Source organism: Buttiauxella selenatireducens, from assembly GCF_031432975.1.
Taxonomy (GTDB): domain Bacteria; phylum Pseudomonadota; class Gammaproteobacteria; order Enterobacterales; family Enterobacteriaceae; genus Buttiauxella; species Buttiauxella selenatireducens.
Genome location: NZ_CP133838.1, coordinates 849914 through 875280 on the forward strand (window position 1 = coordinate 849914; position 25367 = coordinate 875280).

Consider the following 25367-nt stretch of genomic DNA (forward strand, 5'->3'; position numbering starts at 1 on the left):
GGGCGGTGTGTTTCGCATGCAATTCAAAGGGTGCAACCATGTATTACGTACAACGAAATGATGAAGGCCAGTTGATCCGGGTTGAGAACGCGCCATTTAGTGGAATGACGGGGGAAGTTTTCGCTGAGACGGCTGAAATTTCAGCCTGGAAAAATGCCGGAAGCGTGGTGGACGAAAGCATGCATCATCGGGAGTTGCTGCAAAAAAGTGACCTGGAAATGGTGCGTGTATTGGATGACCTGATTTTTCTGTTAATCCAAAAAGGCGTAATTACGATTACTGACCTGCCAGAAATGGCGCAGGTTAAGCTGATGAATCGTGCGCAGGCGCGCCAGGGGTTAGGCGGATTAGAGGGTCTTTTAAACAGCGACGATCAAGGGATCTTCTAAATAGCCGTCATAGTTCAAGTTGCAGGGGTGTTGGCTACGTTCACTCACCCGAATCACTTACTTTAGTAAGCTCATCGGGATTCGTTCTCTTGCCGCCTACCTGCAACTCGAACTATTTAGGCTATTCATTTTTTAGTGAGGTATTTATACCCAAAATAATTCGAGTTGCTTAAAGGCGGCAAAGCCGTAAATCCCCAGGAGCTTACTTGAGTAAGTGACTGGGGTGAGCGGGTGCAGCCAACGCATAAGCGGCTTGAAGTATGAAGGGTATAGATGCCTCAGAAGGGTGCCGGTTCCCCCAGTAACTGCCCCATCGCCCCATAAATCCCCACTTCTTGCAGAACACGCAATTCACCAGCGGTTTCCACGCGTTCGGCAATCAATGGCAAATCAATGTTGTGGGTCGCGCTGTGCAGCACATCAATAAACAGACGTTTATCATTCTCGATATCAATATGACGGATGTAGCTGGAATCGATTTTCAGGTACGCCAGCCCCCACTGCGAGAAGTGGCCAATCATATCGAAGCGGCTACCAAAGTGTTGCAGACCCAAACCACAGCGGTGTTGATTAAGCATTTTCACAAACACTTCCATCAGTTCTGGCTTCGGCATCTGGTTCTCATCCAGCTCCAGAATTAAACGACGCGCAAGCTGGGGATGGTGCTTCAACGGACTGAGCAATTGCTTAATGGTGGTTTCATTGGTCAGAGAACTGCCCGACAAACTCAGCGCAAGGTGGCCCGAATAGCTTTTCAACTGCTTCAATGTCAGACCTAACATCACCTGATCCAGACGGTGGCCCCAGCCAAATCGATGGATCCACGGCAGGAAACGGCCCGCGGTAATGCTATTGCCCTCTTCATCCAGCATGCGTGACAACACTTTGTAATGAATAATGTTTTTCGGATTTTTGCAATCCACCACGGGCTGGAAGAATAACTGGAACTGCACGTTGCTCAAGGCATTATCAAGACGGGTGAACCATAAATGCTGATCTTCAGTCGCTGCGCTGTCGGGGACAGGTAAATCGCTAGTCTGATGAGTGGTACGTGTTTCGTTTTCCACTAACACGCGATCCGCCTGGACGAGCAGCGATTGCGGCGTATCACCGGAATTAAAGGGCACCATCCCGGTATGGGCGACAGGGTTGATATCTGACATGCCCGTCGCGTAAAACGCGGAAAGCTGCTGTGTCAGCGAGTGTTGCAGATTAACCATTTCACCGTGCGTGACGCCCGGGCAAAGCAGGGCGAATTCACCCCCACGGATACGCGCCAGAATACTGTCTGCCTTGGCATGCTGGCTTTTCACCACGCTCATCATGTCAGCGACATGTTTGAGCAGATTATCGGTATGCGGGCCGCCAAAACGTTGGTTCAGGCCACTGAGATCTTGAATACGCAGCAACAGCAAATAACCGGGAGCGGTCTCTTCATCGCTTAAACGGGACTGCATTTGCATATCGAATGCGCGGCGGTTAGCAATACCAGTTTGGCTATCAAGATAGGCTTCATTGTGCAGACGTTCGCTGTGTTCTGCCTGATCCTCAAACAGCGATTTGAGCTTGGTGACCATCAGGTTCATGGCTTCGACGACGCGGCGTAACTCAGGGGTTTTCGGCAAATCGAGTTGCGTCAGATATTCGCGTCGGGTAATCGCTTGCGACTGCTTAACCATATAGTTGAGCGGGCGTAACTGGCGGCGTAACAACATGGCACCCGCCAGAATACACACGGCGCTGCACGCCAACATCCACAGCAAATTCGCCAGCGTGCTGTCCCATAAACGTTTTATTGCAAACACCGGGTTGCTGACCACTTCGACGCGCGCCGCTTGCTGCCAGCCGCGCATAATCGTCGCTTCACCGGCTTGTGGCTTCACATCGACCAGGCTTATGAACCAATGAGGAACATCCGGGATTGACGTCGGGGCGCTGCGCTCAAAAAGGGATTTACCGCTACTCTGATCAACAATACGGATCGAATTGTAATAGCCGCTATCAAAAATCGAACTGACCATCAGCTCAATCATCGCCGGATCGTCAACATGGGGTGTCAGCGACAGACCTAATGCGGTTGCAGCATCCTGAGCATGTGATAGCAGCTGATTTGTGTACTGATCCCGCGAACTGTCGAGATTAACCATAAAACTGCCGCTGAAAATAATCAGCATAAAAAGAAAGATCGCTATCAGAAGCTGTTTGAAAAGTGACACAGGCTCATCCTATTCATCAATCGGGAATCCTTCTTCCCGCATTTTTTTTAATACATCTTGCCAGCGAGAAAGGTGCTTACTATCCCCGACACGTTTATTATTTTGACTGCCTGGTAACCACAGCCCACTATCATTAAAAGAGTAAACCGGTAATAAATCTGAGCGTTTTGTTGCGGGTAAGAGTTTGTCTGTCAAACTGTCCAGGACCACCGGGATCGCATCAGGTGTTTCATACCAGGTTAAAACCATATGCGCGCGATTAAGCTGAATAGCTTTAACGTAGGTAATTCGCAGTTTTTCCCCTGAAATACCTAAATGGCGTAATGTGAAATATTTAGCGAGCGCATAATCTTCACAATCCGCTTCCCCCTTGCGGAGTGATTCCAGCGGTGTTGCCCAATAATCAATGGTATTCCAGATTTCGCTATCTTCGCGGTAGTGCAGTTGTTGGTTAAAAAATAGATTAACCGCGTTTAATTGTTCAGATTCACTTTTATTTCGCTGTTGCAAAAGCAGTTGCTGCCAGGCATCAATACGTTTTTTTGCATCAGGACTGGCAGGGCCATATAGCTGATCGGCGCGTTGTTGAATGGTGGTAAAGTCCCAGGCGGCACGTAACGAGTTCCCCAGGAATAATAACAACAGCCCCCCTGATAATATAAGGTTCGTTGATAATCTTCTGGCGCTGTGCTTGCTTGTCCTGGGAAAGAACATTGTCATCTAACTGTTTAATCTTTCTGTTTGTTTTTAATGATGACAGTCTGCGATAGCCACTTGTTGGTCAACTGAGCATGGAGCGGCGACTCGAAAATGTTCTCCAGGGTTTTATCAACAAACGCAACAAATAACGGATCCTGTTTTCTCATCATAATGGCGTACTTCATTTTCTCACCCACATCTTCATGCAAAATGGTAAACGCTTCAGGATCTTCGCTCTGATTGATGAGGGGATAGGCCAATATACCATCCAGAATTAATGCAGCCGTGCGCTTTTGCGCCATCATTTCGAAAGCATCTTCCGATGTATCTGACGTAATAATTGAAAGGCTCAGATGTTTTTCACGATTTAAGCGGTTAAGTTCCAATAAATCTTTAGAGCCGCGAGGAACGCTCACGGTACGCCCTCTTAAATCTTCAAGCGTATGGATATTATTTTGGCGCAACGAAATGATTCGCATAGTGGAGGCAAAGTAATCTGTCGAAAAAGAGACGCTATTTTTCCTTTCCGGGGCATCAGTATTCACGCTGCAATCTAAATCTATTCTGCTGCCGTTCAGTGCGGCAACTCGCTCAGTAAACAGAACGGGAATGTAATGAACCTCGAGCTGTTTTAAGCCCAGAGACAGCCGCAATTCATCGGCAATCATATTACATAGCGAAATTGTGTAGCCGCTGACCTTGCCGCTTTTATCCCGAAAAGAGAATGGCGCGAGCTGACGGTAGCCGATATTAAGAGTATGGGTTGATTTAATATGCTCAAAAGTCGCAGAGGTCTGTTCTGCTGAAAGCGGGTGAGAAAGCAAGGCCAGGGGCAACAACGTCAACACGCTGAACAGATGCTTAAGCTTGTTATTCAATAATTTTTTCATTTTCGTTCGCATGGTTTGATGTTGTTGCGATCAAGGCTTTTAGTGCAGTCGACATCGGTATATTGAGATTGATAGCTTTCGGCGGTATCGGTGACATGAACCACTTTTGATAAAGTTTGGCAAAGTCTTTGCTGGTGAGGATCTGACTCATTGAATCGTCGACGACGCGTTTAAACTCGGGATCATCCAATGGCAAAAGCAGCCCGGCAGGAATCGGTTGGCTAAAAACCTCATTCGATATTTCAAAGTCTTCAGGGTCTGGAGAGAGCGCGATCATTCCTTTAAGCAGCACGTAACTGGAAATAAGGGCCGGTAATTCGCCCGTTTGTATGCTTTGGAAGGCGGCGTTATTACTATTATCGAGCTCTATATTGAGGTTGAGATCGTTTGTTTTATTCAGCTGATGCAATTGTTCAACATAAATGGTGCCACTTTTCACTAACACGCTATGGCCTGCTAACTCTTTAATGGTGTTAGTGCTGTTGTTTTTACGTGTAATAAACCGCGTGCTTGAGAAAAAGAAGGGAAGGGTGAACTCCGCTTGCTGATGACGTAATTCCGAGTAAAAAGCAGGAATGCACATCATGTCCGTGGCATGGTTTTTAATTAAAACAAACTGTGAGGCCGTGCTGCTTTTGATCCAACGAACGTTAAGATCTTTTATCTTCAGTTTCGTTTTAATGTCATCCACGATCTTATTACAAATATCGATGGTATAGCCTGCCGGTTTTTGAGACTCGACATAGGAAAACGGGAAGGCATCATCCTGATAACCGAGGGTAATGGTCTTCGTTTCGGCGATCCTCTCAAGGGTTTTCTTGCTATGCCCGCCGTGTGCATAGCACGCTGTGGTGCTAAACCCTATCAGCATCACCAGTGAGGTTAATCGATAAAAGATTGATTTACAGCGCATCGCAAACCTCCCCGTCGATAACTTTATTACCAAACGTCGGCTCGAGATCTTTTTCTGGCAACGGTCGGCTGTAATAGTAGCCCTGGACATTCTGGCAAGAAATACGGCGTAAAATCGAACGTTGTTGCTCGGTCTCTACCCCTTCTGCTGTCACGCTCATGCCATATTTCCTGGCAAATTGAATCAGCATCACCACCAGATATTGGCTGGCACTCTCTTGCTCCAGTTTCATAATCAGCGTGCGGGCAATTTTAATGCGCGTAAACGGATAAATAAGCAGGTAATCCAGCGCCGCATATCCGGTGCCAAGATCATCCATGGCAATAGAAATACCCATTTCATGTATTTTCTTGAATACCGGTAGCGCAATTGACTGTTCGAGTTTTTCCGATTCAGTCACTTCAATTTCCAGACGATTTGCTCCCAGACCGCTTTGCTTCAGAGCATCAACAATAATATCAATCAAACCTGAGCTATGTAATTGATAAGCCGAAATGTTAACCGCAACTTTAATTGATTCTGGCCACTTAGCGGCGGCTCTACAGGATTCGCGGATAATCCACTCACCCAGACGGATAATCAGGCCTGACTCTTCGGCAATATTAATAAAGTAGTCAGGATAAATAAGGCCCTTGGTCGGATGGTTCCAGCGGATCAGCGATTCATAACCACAAACCGTTTCACTTTCCAGATCGATAATCGGCTGGTAGTGCAGCACGAACTCATTGTTATCAATGCCGTTGATGATTTCCTGATTCACAAACACGCTGTTGGTGTGCTTCATCATCATGCCATCTTCAAAGAAGTGGTAGCAGCCACGTCCGCTATGTTTTGAGGCATACAAGGCGAGGTCGGCGTTAATCATCAGCGTCGTCGCACTCATCCCCTGAGACGGGGCGGTGACAATTCCGACGCTACAACTAATGGCAAAGGAGTTGGTGCCGTAGGTAAATGGAATACTCAATGCGCGTACAATTTTTTGCGACAGCGCCCCGGCTTCCTGGCAATTGTCTGACTTCACGTACTGCAAAATGGCAAATTCATCACCGCCTAAGCGCGCGGCAAAATCCATAGGGCCTAACAGCAGGGACAGGCGCTGCGCAACGCCGATAAGGACTTCATCCCCGGCAGAGTGGCCGAAGGTGTCATTCACCGGTTTAAAGTTATCGAGGTCAATCAGCAGCAGATTGAATAACTGCCCGTTCTGACTCATTTCACGGATACATTTATCCAGCGCCTGACTAAAGGAAGCGCGGTTCGGGAAGCCCGTCAGCGAGTCATGGTGCGCCATGTATTCCATTTTTTGCGACATATCCTGCATGCGTTGCAGGTAATCACGTTCCACCATCGCAATACGGAGTTTTTCAATGGCTGCCGCTAATCTGCCGATCTCGTCATCTTGATCTAAATAAGGGGTAATGTGATCGGTCTGCTCATGAGCAATGCGCGTCAAAGAGTTAATCAGCAGCGGGACGGGGCGGAAAAGTCGACGCATAAACAAGGTCACCAGTGCCAACGTCCCCAGTAAAATCAGCGCCAGGATAACCAGGGTTTTCTTCAGCATTGCGTCATAAGCCGCATACAGCTGGCTTTTATTGCCAATGCTGCTGACCAAACTGCCCAGGATTTCGCCGGAAGGCGTGAGAATTGGGACGGCGCTGATAAAGCACTCTTTGCCATCAATGGAAGCAAAACCGATGTAGTCATTCGCCAGGACATCGGTGGCTCGGTGTCCTTTGAAGGTGATCTTCGCTTCCTGGGATTCGGAGCTGTTGCTAATGCCCTGGAAGCCGACTTCAGGCGTATAAAGGAAAAGCCAGGTCGGGTTACGGGTTTGTACCGAAGCCAGCGCCAGCACATCGACAGGGTTATAACCTGTTTGAATGACGGAATCTGCATCACCCAATTTGTGTTCAGAAACAATCCGCGTAATTTGCCCGGTTGAACTGGTTCCTACTGCGACATTGGTATAAACGTTACGCACGATGTACGTCATTATTTGAGCATTCGCTTCAGCCTGGTGGACCCATTGCTGGTAAGAGAAGCTGTCAATCAGCCCCCAACCGGCACAGGCGCCTGCACCAAACGCAATAAGGATACCCACCAGCAAAAATTGGGTAATTTTCCCTGCAATAGAATGGTGCCAACCTTTTACGCTTTTCAGCGACAAAAAACTTTTAGCCACAGATTGTCATTTTCCTGGAATTGAGAAAAACTTATGAATGAAGCTTATGGAATTAACTCATTACTATTTATTGTCTGGCTGTTGCTTTTATGTGAGTTTTTTATGAAGAGAGTCAGACGTCGCGTCAACAATAATGAACCGTTATGTTACATAATTGCTGATTGAATAAATAAAGGTAAAAACACGCGGCGGGACTATAGATAACGGAGGGGGGCAAGTCAATCATAAAGTATGTATATTAAACGCTAATTGTAGTGTTGATTGATTCTCTTTAGTGTTGCCATTAAATAAACATGATAAGCACGATGTGTCTTTGTCCTTCAATAATCAAAATAAAAGAATGGTTGGTTATTGGTTGTCTTGATTATTTCTTTGTTTTTCAGTGTATTGTATTTTAATTTGGCATGGGTTTATTATAAAAATCACGCGGTGAAAATGTCCATTTTTACCTATAAGTGGCTGTTCTTTTTTGAGCGGAAACTGCATACAATTAAAAATGATTAAACAATGACTGTGGTTTTTACTCGTTATCAGGTCACCATAAAATATTAAAAATAACCAATGATGATTGTTAATGATTTGTTTGTGCTCAGGCTAATGTAAAAGTATGAGTGTCCACTTTGTTTTTATCGTGGATGTTAATTTATTACGGTATTTGTTTTATTTAATTATGTCATCTGCAAGATTTTATCCAACAAGAAATACACTCTCCACATCACATAAATAGCACACTGAAGCATACAAAACGGGTTAAATTCTTGGACTCTATAGCGAGCGATAGTACAGCGCATACCAATAAACGGTGGGGTTTACCGTTAATTCTCCCTTGCCTGCTTTACGCACTAGCGCAGCTGCTCAGCAGCCATATTATTGCCGATGGGCGAGTTCTGGTGGTCTATGACCTGGAATTAGCCGCCCTCTCCGCGGTGTTGGTGCTGTTCGGCTATCGGGCCATCCCCGGCCTGATTCTACTCATTGTTTGCTCTGTGTTATTCCGCCCACTCACTCACACCCGGGAACTGCTCGTCTATCTGGCCGCAGCGCTGATTAGCCACGCAATCTATGCCAAAAGCACCGGTTGGCGTAGCCCATCAAGCTTTGGTTGCATAAAGCTGACCACCCAAAGAATCATCTGGCTGTGTTTGTGTAATGCGTTGCTCTATACCGCTTTCAGGGAAGTGATTTTCCTGGTTACCCGGACGCATCTTTATCCAGGGATGGTGTTTGAACATGTTTTTAACGCGCAGACGCTGGTCAGAATCCAGGGCGTGATGAACGGTTGTGTCACGGGCATTCCCTTGTTTTATACCGTGTTAAGGGTTATCTGCAGCCCGAAATATGCAGCGGTGTGCCTGAAGTCTATCGCGGCGCAGTTTTCTGAAAACGTAGGTTACACCCGTTTTCTTGCCTGGGCCGCATCGCTGCTTATTTTAATGGTTTGTCTCAACATGCCATTAAAAAATAACGTCTTTTTTACTTTCTACAGCCTGATTCTTATCTTCCCGTTGATGCTCTGGAGCGCGGTTCGTATCGGCTATATCTTCACCGTCCCGTTCTGGACGGTGATGCTTATCGTGTTGGGCAAGAATAACGAAAACTATATCACCCTGAACGATGATTACATGCTGCACCAGGTACTGGTTTCTACGGCTATTTTTGTCTTTACGCTGACCATCGTCATCATGGGCGTATTGTCCAGATTCAATAAGTTACGTTTTGAGCAGCTGTTGGATATGGGGTTAACTGACCCGATGACCAACATGCCGAACCTTCGCGCGTTGAAGGCGGATATCAAAGCGTCGCCACACTCCACGGTTTGCCTGATTCAGGTGCCAGAAATGGAGCTGTTCTCACGCCGTTACGGTTTGCACTTTCGGGCGAGATACCAAAAAAAGCTTGCCGAATTTCTGCGTAACCAACTGAAGGGCGAAGAAAAAATTTATTACCACGCGGGTTATGGTCTGCTGCTTAAACTCAACGAACCGAGTTGGGGAAGACTCAGCCTGCTGTATAAATCAGCCAATACTTTTCGTTATTCACATAACAATCAGCAGCTTGGTTTTCGCAGTGGGCTCGGTTATTGCCGGGCAACGCAGTTCTGTAATGACGTTTACAGCCTGACCGGTAAGCTGGGAATTGTGTCGGGACTGTCGCTGGTTAATGGCAAACCTGAAAACCTCGAAGCGCAGTCCAGCCGCATTCTGGAAAGCTATATCGTGGGGCGAACGGACATTCGCACGGTGCTTCAGAAGACACTGGATAACGATGCATTCGTGTTAATGGCGCAACCCATTGTCAGCACGCGTGGGGAAGAGCGCTATCACGAGATCCTGCTGCGTATGCTGGATGAAGAAGGGCGCTTTATTCCGCCGGACAGGTTTTTGCCTGTGGCGACCGAAGCAGGACTGGCACCGGACATCGATTTTTGGGTGATCAGAAACACGTTAAAAACCATGCAGCAGCACCCGGATCGCTGCTTCTCCATTAACCTGGCCCCGGTCACGGTGTGTCGTGCCAGTTTTGTTCACGACGTTCAGTTACTGCTAACCCAGTTTGGCGTCGATCCGCATCGGATCATCTTTGAGATAACCGAAGCTGACGCGCTATCCGATACCGAACAGTCGCAGAACACGGTGCGCGCGCTCAAAAGCCTCGGCTGTCGGGTGGCGATTGACGACTTTGGCACCGGCTTCTCCAGCCATGCCCGATTACGCGATGTCAGTGCAGATATTTTGAAAATAGACGGTTCGTTTATTCGTGAAATTACCGAGAGTGAAGTCAGCCACTACATTGTTGAGTCTTTTTGCCATGTGGCAAAAATGAAAAATATGCAGGTGGTGGCTGAGTATGTTGAAAATGAAAATATTCAACGTTGCCTGGAAAGAATGAACGTGGATTGGCTTCAGGGTTATCACATTGGTAAGCCTGTACCCTTGCTCTCACTAACATGAAAGCAATAGCAGAAACTTCTTACATCAACATAAAACTGGAAACCCATGAGTAACTTTTTTAAATTCAATCGCCATGGCGAAGTTGAATATTCAAATAATGCGGATCGTGGTCTGAAAGCATGGTTGCGTACGTTTCATGTTGGTGTCGCCATGAAGCTGGGGCTGGTGCTGGTATTTTTTATTTCAATACTGTTGATCGGCGCATCTTTTATACTTTCTTCTTATTTATCCACGCAGTTGCAAAACAATGCGTTGGAATCCATTGCGGCCAATACGCGCATCTTCCACAACGATATCAACACCGAATATAAAAGGTTGATGGGCGACGCTGAACGTTATAGCAACATTTATATTAACAATTATCAGAACGTCAGTTCCAAACCGCTACGCACTATGGATGCAGAAGAATTAAAAGCGTTATTAAGTGATGGGCATACCAATACTAAATTTAGCGAATTAACCACCATTTTCACCTCAACATTTGTACGCCAGGGCGAGGAGTTTGTTCGCGTCAACACGTCCTTGCAGGGCAGTGAAGGCAGAATGGCGACATCAACAGTCTTGAGCCATGACAATCCCGCGATGGCCGAACTGATAAAAAATAAACCTTATTCGGGTGTCGTCGTGTTGTATGGCAAACAATTTATAAGCCACTACGAACCTATTGCAGATAAATATGGTCAGGTCGTGGGTGCGGTAGCGATCGGTTTTGATGTCAAACTCGCTTTGCAACCCGTGATTAAACAACTGCTGGCTGTTCATATTGGCGATGATGGCTTTGCATTTGTATTAGATGCTGGGTTCATGCCAGGGATGATGATTGCGCACCCGACATTGGCTAATCAGCAGGTGCAAAATATTACCGATGCCCATGGCTTTAAATATTTTGGCGATATGCTGGCGCGTAAAGCGGGAACCATTTATTACGATACGGTAAATACCTATGGCGCGGCACCGCGTAAAAAACTCACGGTATTTGAGCACATTGACGGCATCAACTGGATAATTGGTACCACGTGTTATGTCGATGATGTCGCCAGAAGTAGCATTCTTGTTCGTAATGCGCTGTTGGTTTTCAGTGTGATATTGATGCCAATTATTCTGCTGTTAATTGCGATCGCTAGTCGTTTCCTGATTTCAGACCGTCTAAATAACGTGCTTAAAATTTCGCAATCTATTGCTCAGGGCGATCTCACGGCGGATATTCACGTTGACCATAATGATGAAATTGGTGACCTGCTTCTCGCCAATGAAAAGATGCGATATTCATTGCATTCGCTGGTTGGAGATGTGGTTTCCCACGCGAAACATGTGCATAAGGCGGCTTTAAAAATTACCGAAGCGGTCGACGGTCAGGCCTCTACCAGCGTGCAAACATCATCCTCGGTGGCTGAAATTACGTCGACCATGGAAGAGCTTTCCGCCTCTTCAACGCAGATTGCAGAACATTCTCGTGCGGTAGTAGATATCGCCAATGTCACGCTTGATGACTGTAACAACGGTTCTGAGTCGATGGCCGAGTTACTCAATCGCATGGCGGATATCGACAGCGATAACCAGCAAAGCATGCATGAGATCATGAAGCTCGGTAATAAGTCTAAAGAAATCAGCCGTGTAATGGTCATTATCAATAGCGTTGCGGATCAAACTAAACTCATCGCGTTCAATGCGGCACTTGAGGCTTCCAGCGCCGGTGAATCAGGTAAGCGCTTCTCCGTGGTTGCAGCAGAAATTCGCCGTCTGGCTGATTCGGTGACTGAATCGACTTATGAGATTGAGAATAAAATCAGCGAAATTCAGAACGCTATTAATCGACTGGTTCTCAATGCGGAAAAAGGCAGTAACAGCATCAAAGCAGGTACGACAGCCTGTAAAATTAGTGCCGATCGTTTACACGATATTGTGGCTCATGCAGGGCAAACCTCTACGGCTGCGATGCAAATCTCTCTGTCGACCCAGCAGCAGAAAACCGCAAGCAATCAAGTTGTTATGGCGCTTCGCGAAATCGTGGTTGCCAGTAATTATACCTCGCAATCCATTAATGACATTCTGTCTATCAGCCAGGATATGACTCAGCTTTCCCAGGAGCTGAACCAGGCTTCTCAGTCATTCAAGTTGACGGATAATCCTGATGAACAGGCCTAAAATTCGTGTGCTGATTGTCAATCATGGCAACTCGTCGCTGGATGAATTGATCCTGCAACTTGAGAACAATAAAAATATTGAAGTTGTCGGGCTGGCGCTACATCGCGAATTGGCGGTGAGCTTGATCCAAAAGATGGCTCCGGATCTGCTGATTTTGGCTCTCGGTGAACCCGATCGTCGTCACGTTGACACCATTGAAACGATTATGGCGACCTGTGCTATCCCCATTCTGGTGATGCGCTATTTCCCCGATTCACAGTGGGATATGGAGTTTATTGCGCATGGCGCACTCGCGGTGGTTCCTAATCAGGGAGCATCGGCAAATGCTGTCAGGGACTTACATCGGCAGGTTGAAATTTTGGTCGGTGTTAAAGTGATTCGCCATATCCAGGGATTGCGGAACACGTTAACCGCGTCATCAAGGATTTTGCCTGTTTCCGAAAATGCCGTAGCCCTCGATCGTGAGTGGCCCTACGTTCTGGCGATCGCCTGTTCAACGGGCGGGCCGCAGGCACTGAGCAAACTACTGCAGGCGCTGCCTGCGGTTTTCCCTTGTCCGATTCTTATCGCCCAGCATATTGCAGACGGCTTTGCGAAGAGCATGGTGCAGTGGCTGGACCGTATCACCGAACTTGACGTGCGCCTTGCCCAGGAGAATGACATTTTGACGGCAGGGCGCGTGTATGTCCTGCCGCCGGAGCACCATCTGGTCGTGAAAAAACACCATCGGTTAGCTGCCATTCCTCGCCAGGAAAGCGATGTCTATCACCCGAGCTGTAACTTGCTGCTGGAGTCGGTGGCGGAAGTGTATGGCGAAAAATCGGTTGGACTCATCATGACCGGCATGGGCAGCGACGGGTGCCGTGGCATCGATGCCATCTTTCAAAAAGGTGGCAGAACGTTCGCTCAGGATGAAGCCACGTCTGTGGTGTTCGGCATGAATAAATTTGCCATCGATAAAAACGTCATCCACAAAACTCTGCCGCTGGACAAGCTGGCGGGCGCATTGCTGGCGATGGCTCATTACGGGAAATTCGAGGGCAAATTGCCATGATCCCCAATATTGCGGACTTCAAAAATCTGATCAAAGACAGAGTCGGTCTGCATTTTTTTAACGGCATGGAAGGGCTGCTCAATACGGCTTTGTTGCAGCGTATGGGCGAGCGCGGGAAAGAGAGCTGCGAAAAATACTATGAAGTGCTCTGCGTTTCGACCACCGAGTTCGACAAGCTCCTCAGCCTGCTGACGATCAACGAAACCTACTTTTTCCGTGAGCCGGAAGTGCTGGATTTTGTCTGTGACAAGCTGGTGCCTAAGATGCTTGAACGGCGCGACGGCCCGGTGCGCATTTTAAGCGCGGGCTGTTCATCCGGTGAAGAAGCTTACTCTCTGGCCATCAAACTCCACCAGAGATACCACGAGCAGTTTGCTGCGCGCGTAGAGATTCACGGTTGCGATATCGACACAAAAATTCTCGATAAAGCGCGCACCGCGAACTATTCCAGCTATTCGTTTCGCGGTGTTGATCCGCTGTTGCAGCAAACCTGGTTCACGCGCAATGGCAACCAGTTTCAGTTGCATGACGTGATCCGCAATAAAGTGACGTTCCATCGCTCAAACATTGTTAAAGAGCACCTGCAATCGAAGTTCGACATCATTTTGCTGCGCAATGTCTCCATTTACTTTGATGACGACACGCGGCGTCTGCTGCACTTCAATTTGTTGAATATGCTGGAACCCGATGGCGCGTTGTTCTTCGGCAATGCGGAAACGCTGGCGAATAACTTTGGCATCCTGAAACTCAAGCAGGAACATGGCCTTTTTTACTTCTGCCAACCGAAAACGTCACGCGCTCCGGTTGCCACGGCCAGCCTACAACCCAGCGCGGAATCTTGTGTCGCCGCTCCGATTCTCTCCACGCAACAGTGCGGAAGCTGGATTAACAAGGCGCTCGACTGCGTGTCTGAAAAACGCTTTGCGCAAGCTGAAGAGTGGATAACCAAAGTGCTGGATTGCGATATCCATCATCAGGAAGCGCTGGTTATCAAAGGGGTGATTGCGCTGGAAAAATGCGAGTTCGAGCAAACCGCGCAAAGCGCCCAACACGTGCTGGAGCTGGATGAATGGTCTGCGGAAGCGAAAATGCTCCTTGGGTTGGCGATGATGTGGCAGCACCACACGCAGCAGGCGATTGCCTGGTTTAAACAGGTTGTTTATCAACAGCCTGGATACTGGCCTGCGCATTACTATCTGGCGGAAATGTATCGCCAAAGCGAGCTATATCGCCCGGCACTGCGTACCTACCGCATCACGCTGCAATTACTCAACGCAGAAATGAACAGCACCAGCAACGCCAGCGCACTGCGGCTGCCCCTCTCATTTCCGAGTAATTCGTTTCGTTTTCTTTGTGAACATCAGTTGGCGCAGTTCACCCATCAGGATGGGCTGTAGAGAAACGTATGGCTATTGATCTTAAAAAATTTGTGCTGCGCTTTATTGATGAAGCAAATGGCCATTTGCAGACCGTGAAAGAGGGGGCGTTTTTGCTCTCGTCCGGTGAAAGTACGGACACACAAATCGGCGAGATGTTTCGTGCAGCACACACCCTGAAAGGGGGCGCGCGCATGCTGAAGCTGCAAAGCATCGCCGACGTCACCCATCAGCTTGAAGAGATATTAAGCGAGCTGCGCGATAAAAAGCTCTCACCTGACCAAAACCTTGGCACGTTGATTCTCCAGGCTTGTGATTATATTTCGGATCAGTTGGCACAGTTGTTGGCGACTGACGGTCACAACCAACTGCCGCCAGCGGATGAAGCGTTGTGCGAGCGACTGGCTCGCGCCAGCCGTGGCGACATGGAGAGCCGCGCCGGGGAAGGCACGCCGCCACAGGTGGAAATCCCCGTGAGCGCGCTGAACCTCGACAGCGTGGATATCGGCTTAAAACAGGCGAGTTCGGTGCGGGTCAAACTCGAAAAACTCGATGACCTGATTAACATTTTGGGTGAAGTCGTTGCCACGCATGATCGCCTGGAGCAGCAGGTTCAAAGTCTGGCAAACCTGGGGCCGCGTCTGGCAAAAATGGATGCCGGGCAGCTCCGTCAGCAGATAGTGCAGTTGGGTCGCAAATTAAAAGACGATTTTCAGGTTCAACATTTACAGATGTTTGAGCTGTATGACGTGGCGACCACAATCCGCATGCTGCCGGTATCCATGCTGTTTGAGCCGGTTTCGATGCAGGTTCGCGATCTGGCTGCCTCGCTCAATAAGCAGGTGGATTGCCGTATTTTGGGAGGGGAAATCGAAATCGACAGGCAATTAATCGATCGTCTGTCAGAACCCCTGACGCATCTGCTGCGTAACGCAGTCGATCATGGCATTGGCGACGTCGCAGAACGTCTTGCCTTGGGGAAATCGGCGCGCGGGACGATAACGCTGTCCACCCAACAAGATGGGCGCGGAATATTGCTGCGCGTGGAAGATGATGGCCGTGGTCTGGATTATCCGGGCATTCGTGCCAAAGCGGTGGCGCGGGGATTGGTGGACGCTGCGGTCGCCGATCAGCTGTCCGAGCAGGAGTGCAACGAGCTTATTTTCCATCCTGGTTTTTCAACCAGCAAGATTGTGACCGAATTATCCGGTCGCGGTGTCGGGTTGGATATCGTGCGCAAGACCATTGTTTCTGATCTGCAAGGGACTTTGCAGGTTCACAGCCGCGCAGGATTGGGTACCACCTTTATTATCCGCTTGCCCATTTCGCTGGCGATGATGCGCATTTTGCAATTCGAACAACAGAACCATCTGTTTGGCCTCGCCGCGCAGTATGTCGTTGAAGTGGTGAAATATTCCCGCGATGACATTCGCGATATTGCGGGCTGCCCGGCCATTATTCTGCATAACGAATTTATCCCGGTGATTTCCGCCGCCGAGTTGCTGCGGATCCCTGACCGGCCTGGCAGCCAGACGACGGCCGTTGCGAGCAGCTTGTTGCTTATCGTGATTCAGAACCAGTTTGGCAAGATGGCAATGCGGGTGGATAGCCTGCTCGACGAACGCAACATGATGATTAAGCCGCTGCCGAAACATATGCAGCAGCAAGCGTTAGTCTCCGGCATGGTGCTTTCGCCGGATAACCAACTGGTGAGTATTCTGCAAGTTCCGGTGCTGATGGAGATGGCGCAAAAGCGCGGGCAATCGCGGATCAGCGCGGCGAAACCAGAAGTCAGGCCGAACGCGTGGCATGTGCTGATCGTCGACGATTCAATGAACACCCGTGAAATAGAGAAGAACGTGCTCGAAGCCCATGGCTACCAGGTGACGCTTGCCGAAGATGGTTACTCGGGCCTACAAAAAGCGCGTCTGACGCAGTTTGACGCGGTGCTGACGGATGTCGAAATGCCGGTGATGGACGGTTTCTCGCTCACCAAAGCGCTGCGAGCCGAAGAAAATTACCAACATATTCCTATTATTATCGTGACATCACGAGCCAAAGAAGAAGATCGCCGTCGCGGGATCCAGGTCGGTGCGGATGCTTATATCGCCAAGGGTGATTTTGAGCAGGATAGCCTCATAGAAACATTAAAAATGCTTTTGTGCTAACGGCTTAAAATACCCAAGCGACTTCAAGACACAGGTAGGCGGCAATCGAGTGACAAATCTGTCTGGAACAGATTTGAACAGCGCTTGCGCTGGCCCGTAGGGGGAGCCTCATGGATGAGGCTCATCAATCCCGATGAGCTTACTGAAGTAAGTGATTCGGGTAAACGAGAGCAGCCAACAACCCTGCGTCTTGAAGGGCGACGGGAATAAGTGAGAAAAGAGATGCGTGTATTACTAGTTGATGATGATTTGTTCGCGGCAGAACTGGCTTCAGTATTTCTGGAAATGAGTGGCTATGAAGTGATTATTGCTGAAAGCGCGATGACCGCATTAGCCAATATAGATTCTGACAACGATATCGATTTGGTTATCAGTGATTTCCATATGCCGGACATTACCGGGCTGGATCTATTAGAAATGTTGCGGGCTAACGGCTGGTCTAAACCGTTTATTTTACTCAGCGCCAGCGAGTTGACAGACATTACCGTTATTCCCGATTGCTGGGTGCAGAAAGACGAAAATATGGCTGAGAGATTGGTGGCTGTAGTTAATGACATATTAGTTAATGAAATATTAGTGAATGAAATATTAGCGAATCAAACACTGTTGCCTGCCAATGCGGCTGAATAGCTGACTCACTCATGATGAAACAAGAATTGACGCAAACAACGATGAATACTGCTCAGGATAAAATTGCCCGCTTACGCCAGCGCTTTTTGGAACGCATTCCCACGATGCTGAATCAGTCGGAAGTGTTGTTGGGCAAATTAATTGCCCAACCCAATGAAACCGACAGCAAGCAACTGCATCTGCTCTTGCACAGCATTCATGGAACCAGCGCTTCGTTTGGTTTTAGCAAAATCTCCAGCCTGGCGGCTGAAGGTGAACATTTGTTAGTGAATCATGCCCTTGAGCAGGTGTTATTCCAGAAGCTTGAGCAGCTCATTAAACAGTTGTATGCATTGACGCAAGAGCAGGCAGAAAGCGCACGTCGTGGAGGCGATGCGCTGGTTAAATTCCCGATTGCCGCCTCAGGCGAGGAAGAAGTCGCGATTAACCGTACCATCAAGCCCGTCTACCTGTGTGATGATGAAAGCGAACAGGCTGAACTGCTGGCGACGCAGTTACGCTGTTTTGGCTTTATTTGTTATGTCTTCACCAACACGGCTGATTTTACCAGGGCGGTCATCTCGCAGCCTCCGTCGGTGGTGATTATGGACGTCAGTTTCCCCGAACACGCTTACGGCGGCCCGCTGGCGATGTCCGATCTGAAAAATAAAGTCGGGACGCCTTTCCCGGTGCTCTATCTTTCCTGCCACAGCCATTTCCATGCCCGTATCAATGCGATCAAAGCCGGGTGCGATGGTTACTACGTGAAGCCCGCGGCCACCACCGATTTGGTGCAAGAGCTGCATCGTTTAACGCAGCCTGCGCTGAAAAAGCCGTATCAGGTTTTGTTGATTGATGATGAACCGGAAGTCGCGCAGTACAACGCAGAAATGTTGCGGATGGCGGGCATGGAGGTCCACGTTCTGACGCGAGTGCCTCTTCTGCTGAATGTGCTCAATACGCATCCGATCGACATTGTGCTGATGGATTTCCATATGCCGGAATTCAGCGGCGAAGAGCTGACAAAACTGATCCGCCAGATCCCGCAACACATCGGTTTACCCATCGCCTATCTGTCCAGCGAAACCAATAAAAAGACCCAGTTTGGCGCAATGAGCACCGGGGCGGAAGATTTCATCATCAAGCAGGCTGATCCGCAGGAGCTGATTAACGCGGTCTCTATTCGCGCAGAAAGAATGCGTACCCTGCGTGCGCGTATGTCGCAGGACAGTTTGACCGGGCTGTATAACCACTCGACCACCACCCATTATCTGGAAAGTGCGATTACCGAATCCAACTATAGCGGCGTGCCTTTCAGCCTGGTGATGGTCGATTTGGATCACTTCAAAAGCATCAATGATACTTACGGCCATGTGGCTGGCGACCAGGTGATCCTCGGGATTTCACAGCTATTTTCGCATCGCCTGCGCAGCACCGATATTGTCGGGCGTTACGGCGGGGAAGAGTTTGCGATAATTATGCCGAAGACGACGAAAGAGCAGGCGGCGGCGGTTGTGGAACGGCTACGTCTGGGGTTTGAAAAAATCCACTTCTCGGTGAACCAGACCCGCTTTAGCAACACGTTCAGCGCCGGAATTGCGTCCTGGCTGCCGGGCGACGAAATCGAAACCATTCGCGAGCGTGCCGATCAGGCGTTGTATTGTGCCAAACAGCAAGGCCGCAATCGTTATTGCCTGGCTGACGATAAGGATGTCGCATGAGCGAGCCATTAGAGCAAATCCTCAGTCACTATCAGGACGAAAACCGCGAAATTGCCAATGTTGACGAGCCGCAATGCAGCCTGGTGTTATTCAAAGTCGCGGATAAAAATTTTGCGTTTTATGGCGCACAAATCAAAGAGATCCTCGCTGACCGTCCGGTGTCCTGGGTGCCTGGTTGCCCGCCAACGCTTGAAGGGGTGATCAATCATCGGGGGCGCGTTGAGTCAGTGATTAACATTAATCAACTGGTTGAAGCGCCTGCGTCGGATAGCGTGGGCAAGCGCTCGATCCTGATGGGGCGCGGGCAGAAAATGCAAAGCGGGATCCTGGTCGATAAGTTAGTGGATGTGCTGGATGTCGCTGAAAGCCTGATTCATCCTGCCGGTGACCCTTTATCGGCCGCGATGCAGGAAGTTGTGGTAGGGATTGTTCCGATAGGGTCTGAGTATTACGCCCTGCTGGATTTGAATTTAATTTTTGAGCGTTATCTGGAAACCAGTGGTTATGGCCCACTCTCTTAAACTTGCCGCAGTGCGCATCACGCTTGGGGCGCAGTACTTCTATATTCCTGCCGCCCAGGTACAGCGTTGTGCGCTGGTGGATGATGAAACCCCTGATATCCCACGTTTTAGCCAATGGCTAGGGTTGCCTGATGAACCCGAGCAGGGGTTGCATCTTCATTTATGGGTGCCTGCCAGCATGGTGGACGAGGGATGGCATTTCTGGGGTGAGCTGGAAAATGTGACGCTACAGGCGGGTGATATTTTCCCTCTGCCTGAACTGGTACAGCTTTGCAGCACGTTACCGGCGTTACGTGCATTAGTGAAAGATAAGAGTTTTAGCCCGTTGTTAAGCTGGTAGACGATTGCGTTCGAAGGGGGATGCCGCTCTTGCTTATCCCTCCGACGAGCGTCACGTGCCATATCTCAAATGTCATATCCGGTAGGGGAAGTTGTATTTAAAATATGTTAGAAACGAGCCTGAACACCGCTTTCGTCTATGCATAATTTTAAAAAGGTAATTCTGCTTTATGTCCGACAATCTTATCGAGCGCATTTCCACGGCGTTAGAATCTGAGTATACCCTCGAAGGTCTTGTCCGACAGCTGCTTGAAATGCTCGAACTGGTCACCAATATGGAGTCAACTTACCTGACTCGCATTGAACCGGATGGCAGCTTCCAACATATCCTGTTTTCCCGTAACACCCGACAAATGCAGATCCCTGAAGGGCTTTCGGTGCCCTGGGGCGATACGCTTTGCAAACGTGCGCTGGATGAAGGAAGACGCTATACCAGTGATGTTGCCAATATTTGGGGCGATTCCCAGGCTGCGAAAGCGTTGGGGATCACGACGTATGTCAGTACGCCAGTGACGCTTGCTGATGGCTCCCTTTATGGCACGCTTTGCGCGGCCAGCTCAGAAACCCGAGTGTTGAACGAGCGCAGTGAACAAGTGCTGCACCTCTTTGCGCAGCTGATTGCTCAGCAGATTCAGAATGAGCGGCTGTTGCAGCAGTTACAGCAGGCAAATATCGCGCTGACAGCCGCCAGTTATACTGATGAGCTGACGGGATTACCCAATCGCCGGGCGGTGTTTGAGCAATTACCAAAACTCTTTTCCAGGGCCAGAAAGGAAGCGCGTTATGTGCTACTGGCCTTTGCCGATCTCGATGATTTTAAAGAAATTAATGATATCCATGGTCATGAGGCTGGCGATGACTTCTTGTGTGAAATAGGCCAGCGTTTGCAAAAGGGCACTCGCCCTGACGAGGTCATTGGACGCGTCGGTGGCGATGAGTTTATCGTGGCGGGATTTGGGCCGTCAGATACTGACGAAGCACAACAAGCTGCGCAGGCCTTCAACATTCGCCTCGCGAACTTGCTGACCGGCGAGTTTCAGCTACATTCCATTGTGATTAATTATGCAGGCCCGAGTATCGGCGTCGTCGCGGTCAATCCGGCTGAGACAGACCACGATACGGCTTTGCGTGAAGCCGATACGGCGATGTATCTCGAAAAGGCACATCGCCGGGGTCATGATTATTAACCTCATTATCAACCCAAAATAATTCGAGTGGCATCGCGGCGGCAAGAGAACAAGCCCCTGGGCGCGTGAGCGCAGCCAACAAAGAGGCCGCTTGAAGTATGACGGGTTTTGCGAGAATACAATGAAAGATGTCGTCATCGTGGGAGCCGCGCGTACGCCCATAGGCTGCTTTCAGGGGGCGCTAGCCCCACGCAGTGCCTCGGAATTGGGCAGTGCGGTAGTGAAAGCGCTGCTCGAACGCAGTGGCGTTAGCGAGCAAGAAGTCGACGAAGTGATTCTCGGCCAGGTGCTGACCGCTGGAGCGGGCCAAAATCCCGCACGACAGACCGCGTTAAATAGCGGTTTACCGTGGTCAGTTTCGGCTATCACCATCAATGATGTGTGTGGTTCCGGTCTAAAAGCGTTGCACCTGGCGACCCAGGCTATTCAATGCGGTGAAGCGGATGTCGTGATTGCCGGAGGCCAGGAGAATATGAGCCGGGCACCGCACGTGCTGGCCGACAGCCGCAATGGCGCAGGTTTGGGAAATAGCCAGCTTATCGACAGTCTGGTGCATGACGGGCTGTGGGATGCATTCAATGATTACCATATGGGCGTCACCGCAGAAAACCTCGCCCGTGAGTACGGAATTAGCCGCGAAAGTCAGGATGCCTATGCGTTGGCGTCGCAGCACAAAGCGCGGGCGGCAATTGATGCCGGGCGTTTTAAAGATGAAATTGTGCCGGTGACGGTCGAGCTTAATGCCGGTCAATCGGTCATTGTCGATACCGACGAACAGCCGCAAACCGATGCCAGCGCGGAAGCCCTGGCGCAGTTGCGCCCAACGTTTGATAGCCTGGGCAGCGTGACTGCCGGAAATGCCTCTTCGATTAATGATGGCGCAGCCGCCGTGTTAATGATGAGCGCCAGTAAAGCGGAAGAGTTGAATTTGCCGGTTTTGGCGCGCATCCGGGCATTTGCCAGCGTCGGTGTCGACCCTGCATACATGGGGATTGCACCCGTGACGGCAACACGGCGCTGCCTTGATCGTGCTGGCTGGACGCTCGATGAGTTGGATCTTATCGAAGCAAATGAAGCGTTTGCGGCACAAGCGCTTTCTGTTGGCAAAATGCTGGAATGGGATGAGCGTAAGGTCAATGTTAACGGTGGGGCGTTGGCGCTTGGGCATCCTATTGGCGCGTCAGGCTGCCGTATTCTGGTTTCGCTGGTTCATGAGATGATCAAACGCGATGCCAAAAAGGGGCTGGCAACATTGTGTATTGGTGGTGGGCAGGGTGTGGCTTTGGCCATAGAGCGCGACTAACCAAGTAACCTGCATCCTGAAGTAGCTTGTTTACATTAAATTTTCTTACCTAAACAAAAAGCACCTTTATCGTAAAGGTGCTTTTTATTTTAAATACGTCACATTCTGCTGTGGTTTTATTTAATTAGATCACATTATTTCCACTTAATATCCTTCCTGACTCATTAATTTACCCTCTCATGTTTTGTGGTTATCTTTCTTTTTTTATAAGAAAACAGACAGTATTCCACGCGGTATTATTTCAATCCTAATAGCTTCACACTCATTTTCTGACTAAAGACAAATCAGGATTGTTCTTATGTAAATTAAATAAAACATTATTGAAATAATGTTTTATTTATGTTTTTGAACAATTGGTTGTGATGTTGATCGCTAAACAATAGGTTTTGATCTTTGTTTTGTTGATAGTCGTCACGAAGATTACCAGGTGTGTATTTTGACATAAGTATTTACGATCTCGATCACTAAAATATTGTTTAATTATAAATAAAATTCAGTTTCATAAAAATGAAACAATATTTCAATAAAGGGAATGCGATTATGTTGAAGAAAGCTCTGGGCGTGGTTGTTCTCTGTGGTGTGAGTATTGCTGCGCAAGCCGTCACTGTTGATTTACGTCACGAATATGTTGATGCTGGCTCGAATGGCGACCGTGTAGCGGTATCTCACCGTTTCGCTAACGGCCTTGGATTCGGTGTAGAAGCTAAATGGAAATCTGGCGGTACGGATAAAGACCAGCCATTTAGTGACATTGTTGGCAGCGGCCATGAAGAATCCATTAACTGGCGTTGGAAAGCGACAGAGAATATTGCTCTGACACCGGGTTTAAATATTGACAGTAACGACAGCAAAACCACTTGGAAGCCTTACTTACATGCGCAATATAGCTTCGATAATGGTTTTTATGTTGCGGCACGTTATCGTTTTGAATACACCCGTTATCCGAATGACAATACTAAAAATGAAGACGATAAAGTGAATCGTGGCGATCTCTGGGCTGGTTTTGCTCTCGGTGACTGGCGTACCGAGTTGAACTATGTTTATGCGAAGAGTGAGCATCAAATTCGTTCTAATAACGACAAAGACTCAGATGAATATAACGTGAAGGTGGCTTATAAAATCGATAAGAACTGGGCGCCGTATGCAGAATTAGGTAACGTTGCGGGGAGTAAATCTACTGATGAACGCCAGACGCGTTATCGTGTAGGTGTGGCGTACTCTTTCTAATACTTTTAATCTCCCGTTTTGTATCTAATTAATATCTTTTCTGGCCTCTGCGTTGTTAGCAGGGGCTTTTTATATATGAATAAAAGCACTTCAATTCACATATAAAAAAGCCCTCGATGAGAGGGCAAAGGCCTTACAGGGCACATATATTATTTGGCTGAGATTAATTCTGGGTTAGCGGGCATTTTCGCAATATACAGTGCAGGCTTACCGTCTTTATCAGAGCTGAAAAGAATCGCGCTATCATCCGGCGTAAATGAAGGATGTGGATGCGTGACCTGGCGGCTATTCGCAAATGTTGCCCAGGATGTATCGTGGCGTGCGACGCGGAACCAGGCTTTTTTCGCCACATCGAAGGCATACAAATACGGGTCGTTGTCGATGGTGTAACCGCCGGTGTCTTTCACATCCACTGGCGTACCGGAACCATCACCGACTAACAACGTGCCATCAAAGTTACTCATCAGATGGGAACACGCTGGCATCTGCATCACTTCTGCGTTAACACCCGTTTCTGGGTTGTAGCTATAAATGGTACGACCTTGCTGACCTTTCAGATAAGAAACGTATATCAAAGATGAACCGTTTGGCACCCAGAACTCATGCGTGCAGCTTTCACCTTCCGCATGTTCTTTTACTTTACGCACGTTGCTGCCATCTTCGTTGACCATCCACATACGCGCATCAACCAGATCGTGTGGGCCTTCATGGCAAAATGCGACGGTGTTGTCATCGAATGGGCGATAAATTGGATGGCCGAGCCAGTTTTTCTCCTGGTGGATCACGGCACTTTCGCCGGTTTGCAGATCAACTCGCAGCAGGCGGCAGTGGGGGCCTTTGTGGAAGAAGTCGTGGAAGATTTTCCAGTCGTTCAACGGAACCCAGTCGTCTTTAGAAATTTCGATGCCGACTAATTTGGTGCAATCGCTGTTAGCAACCCAGGTGCCGTAACCGACCCAATCCGCCGGTACGCGATAAACTTCTCGTTCAACCTGAGTCTCAAGATTGACTTCCAGTAACGTGCGCTCGTTTTTCACGTAATAGAGGGATTTGTCATCCGGGGAGAGGAAACCACCAAACGTATTGTCGCCGGTGCCTTCAGTTAATTGCACCGCTTCGCCTGCAGCGATATCCAGCAGATAGTAGTTCCAGTTGCCATCAAATTCCCCAGCAAACAGTAACTTACTACCATCATTGGTAAAGCACTTTTGATAGAAGTAATTACGATGACACGTCACTTCTGGTGGCGTTAGGCGGGTAACTTCGACGCCTGTGTCTGGGTCCTGGCTTACTTCGTAAACCAGTTTAACCCGCATACCTTTGGCCATAACTTCCTCCATGTAATCTGTTGAAATTCATGTTTGAACAATTGGTATCAATTTATCAAAACATTGTTTCAAAGTGTGTGATTGCATTCACTAAACCGCAACTCATCTCACAATTCGTCAGGAATACAAAGAGGTCGGCAGGAGGG

19 protein-coding genes are annotated in these 25367 nt (G+C 48.7%); 13 read left to right on the forward strand and 6 right to left on the reverse strand.

Annotated elements, in window-relative coordinates:
* Positions 1 to 38: 38 nt before the first annotated feature.
* A complete protein-coding gene (locus RHD99_RS03905) occupies positions 39 to 389 on the forward strand; it encodes a tryptophan synthase subunit beta (protein ID WP_309877521.1) in 351 nt (116 codons plus the stop codon).
* Between the two features lie 278 nt (positions 390 to 667).
* Here RHD99_RS03905 and lapD read toward each other — a convergent pair whose 3' ends face one another.
* The 5 genes from lapD to RHD99_RS03930 all read right to left on the reverse strand — a co-directional run bounded on the left by lapD (position 668) and on the right by RHD99_RS03930 (position 7292).
* Positions 668 to 2605 carry a cyclic di-GMP receptor LapD gene (gene lapD, locus RHD99_RS03910; RefSeq protein ID WP_309877522.1) on the reverse strand — a complete coding sequence of 646 codons (1938 nt, stop codon included), beginning with the start codon at positions 2603 to 2605 and terminating at the stop codon, positions 668 to 670.
* A 9-nt stretch (positions 2606 to 2614) separates the two neighbouring features.
* The gene (gene lapG, locus RHD99_RS03915) at positions 2615 to 3247 is read right to left on the reverse strand and encodes a cysteine protease LapG (protein ID WP_309877523.1); all 633 of its coding nucleotides are present in this window, start codon (positions 3245 to 3247) and stop codon (positions 2615 to 2617) included.
* Between the two features lie 86 nt (positions 3248 to 3333).
* Positions 3334 to 4194 (reverse strand): transporter substrate-binding domain-containing protein, encoded by an 861-nt coding sequence (locus RHD99_RS03920; RefSeq protein WP_309877524.1) that lies wholly within the window; start codon positions 4192 to 4194, stop codon positions 3334 to 3336.
* Positions 4175 to 5107, reverse strand: a complete 933-nt coding sequence (locus tag RHD99_RS03925; RefSeq protein WP_309877525.1) for an amino acid ABC transporter substrate-binding protein — start codon at positions 5105 to 5107, stop codon at positions 4175 to 4177. Before RHD99_RS03925 ends, RHD99_RS03920 begins: the two co-directional genes overlap by 20 nt.
* Positions 5097 to 7292 carry a putative bifunctional diguanylate cyclase/phosphodiesterase gene (locus RHD99_RS03930; protein ID WP_309877526.1) on the reverse strand — a complete coding sequence of 732 codons (2196 nt, stop codon included), beginning with the start codon at positions 7290 to 7292 and terminating at the stop codon, positions 5097 to 5099. The genes RHD99_RS03925 and RHD99_RS03930 overlap by 11 nt, the downstream gene beginning before the upstream one ends.
* Before the next feature lie 758 nt (positions 7293 to 8050).
* On the opposite strand from RHD99_RS03930, the gene RHD99_RS03935 reads away from it, so the two are divergent.
* The 12 genes from RHD99_RS03935 (at position 8051) to RHD99_RS03990 (ending at position 23893) form a co-directional block, all read left to right on the forward strand.
* Positions 8051 to 10243, forward strand: coding sequence for a sensor domain-containing phosphodiesterase (locus tag RHD99_RS03935; RefSeq protein WP_309877528.1), 2193 nt, complete (start codon positions 8051 to 8053; stop codon positions 10241 to 10243).
* Positions 10244 to 10288: 45 nt separating this feature from the next.
* Positions 10289 to 12388: a methyl-accepting chemotaxis protein gene (locus RHD99_RS03940; RefSeq protein WP_309877529.1), complete on the forward strand. Its 2100-nt coding sequence runs from the start codon at positions 10289 to 10291 to the stop codon at positions 12386 to 12388.
* Positions 12375 to 13442, forward strand: coding sequence for a chemotaxis protein CheB (locus tag RHD99_RS03945; protein ID WP_309877530.1), 1068 nt, complete (start codon positions 12375 to 12377; stop codon positions 13440 to 13442). The genes RHD99_RS03940 and RHD99_RS03945 overlap by 14 nt, the downstream gene beginning before the upstream one ends.
* The gene (locus tag RHD99_RS03950; protein ID WP_309877531.1) at positions 13439 to 14839 is read left to right on the forward strand and encodes a CheR family methyltransferase; all 1401 of its coding nucleotides are present in this window, start codon (positions 13439 to 13441) and stop codon (positions 14837 to 14839) included. The genes RHD99_RS03945 and RHD99_RS03950 overlap by 4 nt, the downstream gene beginning before the upstream one ends.
* 8 nt (positions 14840 to 14847) lie before the next feature.
* Complete coding sequence (locus tag RHD99_RS03955; protein WP_309877533.1) at positions 14848 to 16986, forward strand: hybrid sensor histidine kinase/response regulator; 2139 nt, start codon at positions 14848 to 14850, stop codon at positions 16984 to 16986.
* A gap of 222 nt (positions 16987 to 17208) precedes the next feature.
* Positions 17209 to 17616, forward strand: coding sequence for a response regulator (locus tag RHD99_RS03960; protein ID WP_309877534.1), 408 nt, complete (start codon positions 17209 to 17211; stop codon positions 17614 to 17616).
* Positions 17617 to 17627: 11 nt separating this feature from the next.
* Positions 17628 to 19316, forward strand: a complete 1689-nt coding sequence (locus RHD99_RS03965; protein WP_309877535.1) for a diguanylate cyclase — start codon at positions 17628 to 17630, stop codon at positions 19314 to 19316.
* Positions 19313 to 19837 carry a chemotaxis protein CheW gene (locus RHD99_RS03970; protein ID WP_309877537.1) on the forward strand — a complete coding sequence of 175 codons (525 nt, stop codon included), beginning with the start codon at positions 19313 to 19315 and terminating at the stop codon, positions 19835 to 19837. Before RHD99_RS03965 ends, RHD99_RS03970 begins: the two co-directional genes overlap by 4 nt.
* Positions 19821 to 20177, forward strand: a complete 357-nt coding sequence (locus RHD99_RS03975; protein ID WP_309877538.1) for a hypothetical protein — start codon at positions 19821 to 19823, stop codon at positions 20175 to 20177. The genes RHD99_RS03970 and RHD99_RS03975 overlap by 17 nt, the downstream gene beginning before the upstream one ends.
* Positions 20178 to 20346: 169 nt before the next feature.
* Entirely contained in the window at positions 20347 to 21363 is a 1017-nt protein-coding gene (locus RHD99_RS03980) for a sensor domain-containing diguanylate cyclase (RefSeq protein ID WP_309877539.1), read from the forward strand.
* A 121-nt stretch (positions 21364 to 21484) separates the two neighbouring features.
* Entirely contained in the window at positions 21485 to 22666 is a 1182-nt protein-coding gene (locus RHD99_RS03985; RefSeq protein ID WP_183270508.1) for an acetyl-CoA C-acetyltransferase, read from the forward strand.
* A 540-nt stretch (positions 22667 to 23206) separates the two neighbouring features.
* Complete coding sequence (locus tag RHD99_RS03990; RefSeq protein ID WP_183270507.1) at positions 23207 to 23893, forward strand: porin; 687 nt, start codon at positions 23207 to 23209, stop codon at positions 23891 to 23893.
* 149 nt (positions 23894 to 24042) lie between these two features.
* On the opposite strand, the gene RHD99_RS03995 is transcribed toward RHD99_RS03990, so the two are convergent.
* On the reverse strand, positions 24043 to 25221 hold the full coding sequence (locus RHD99_RS03995) for an oligogalacturonate lyase family protein (protein WP_183270506.1): 1179 nt from the start codon (positions 25219 to 25221) through the stop codon (positions 24043 to 24045).
* Between the last annotated feature and the right edge of the window lie 146 nt (positions 25222 to 25367).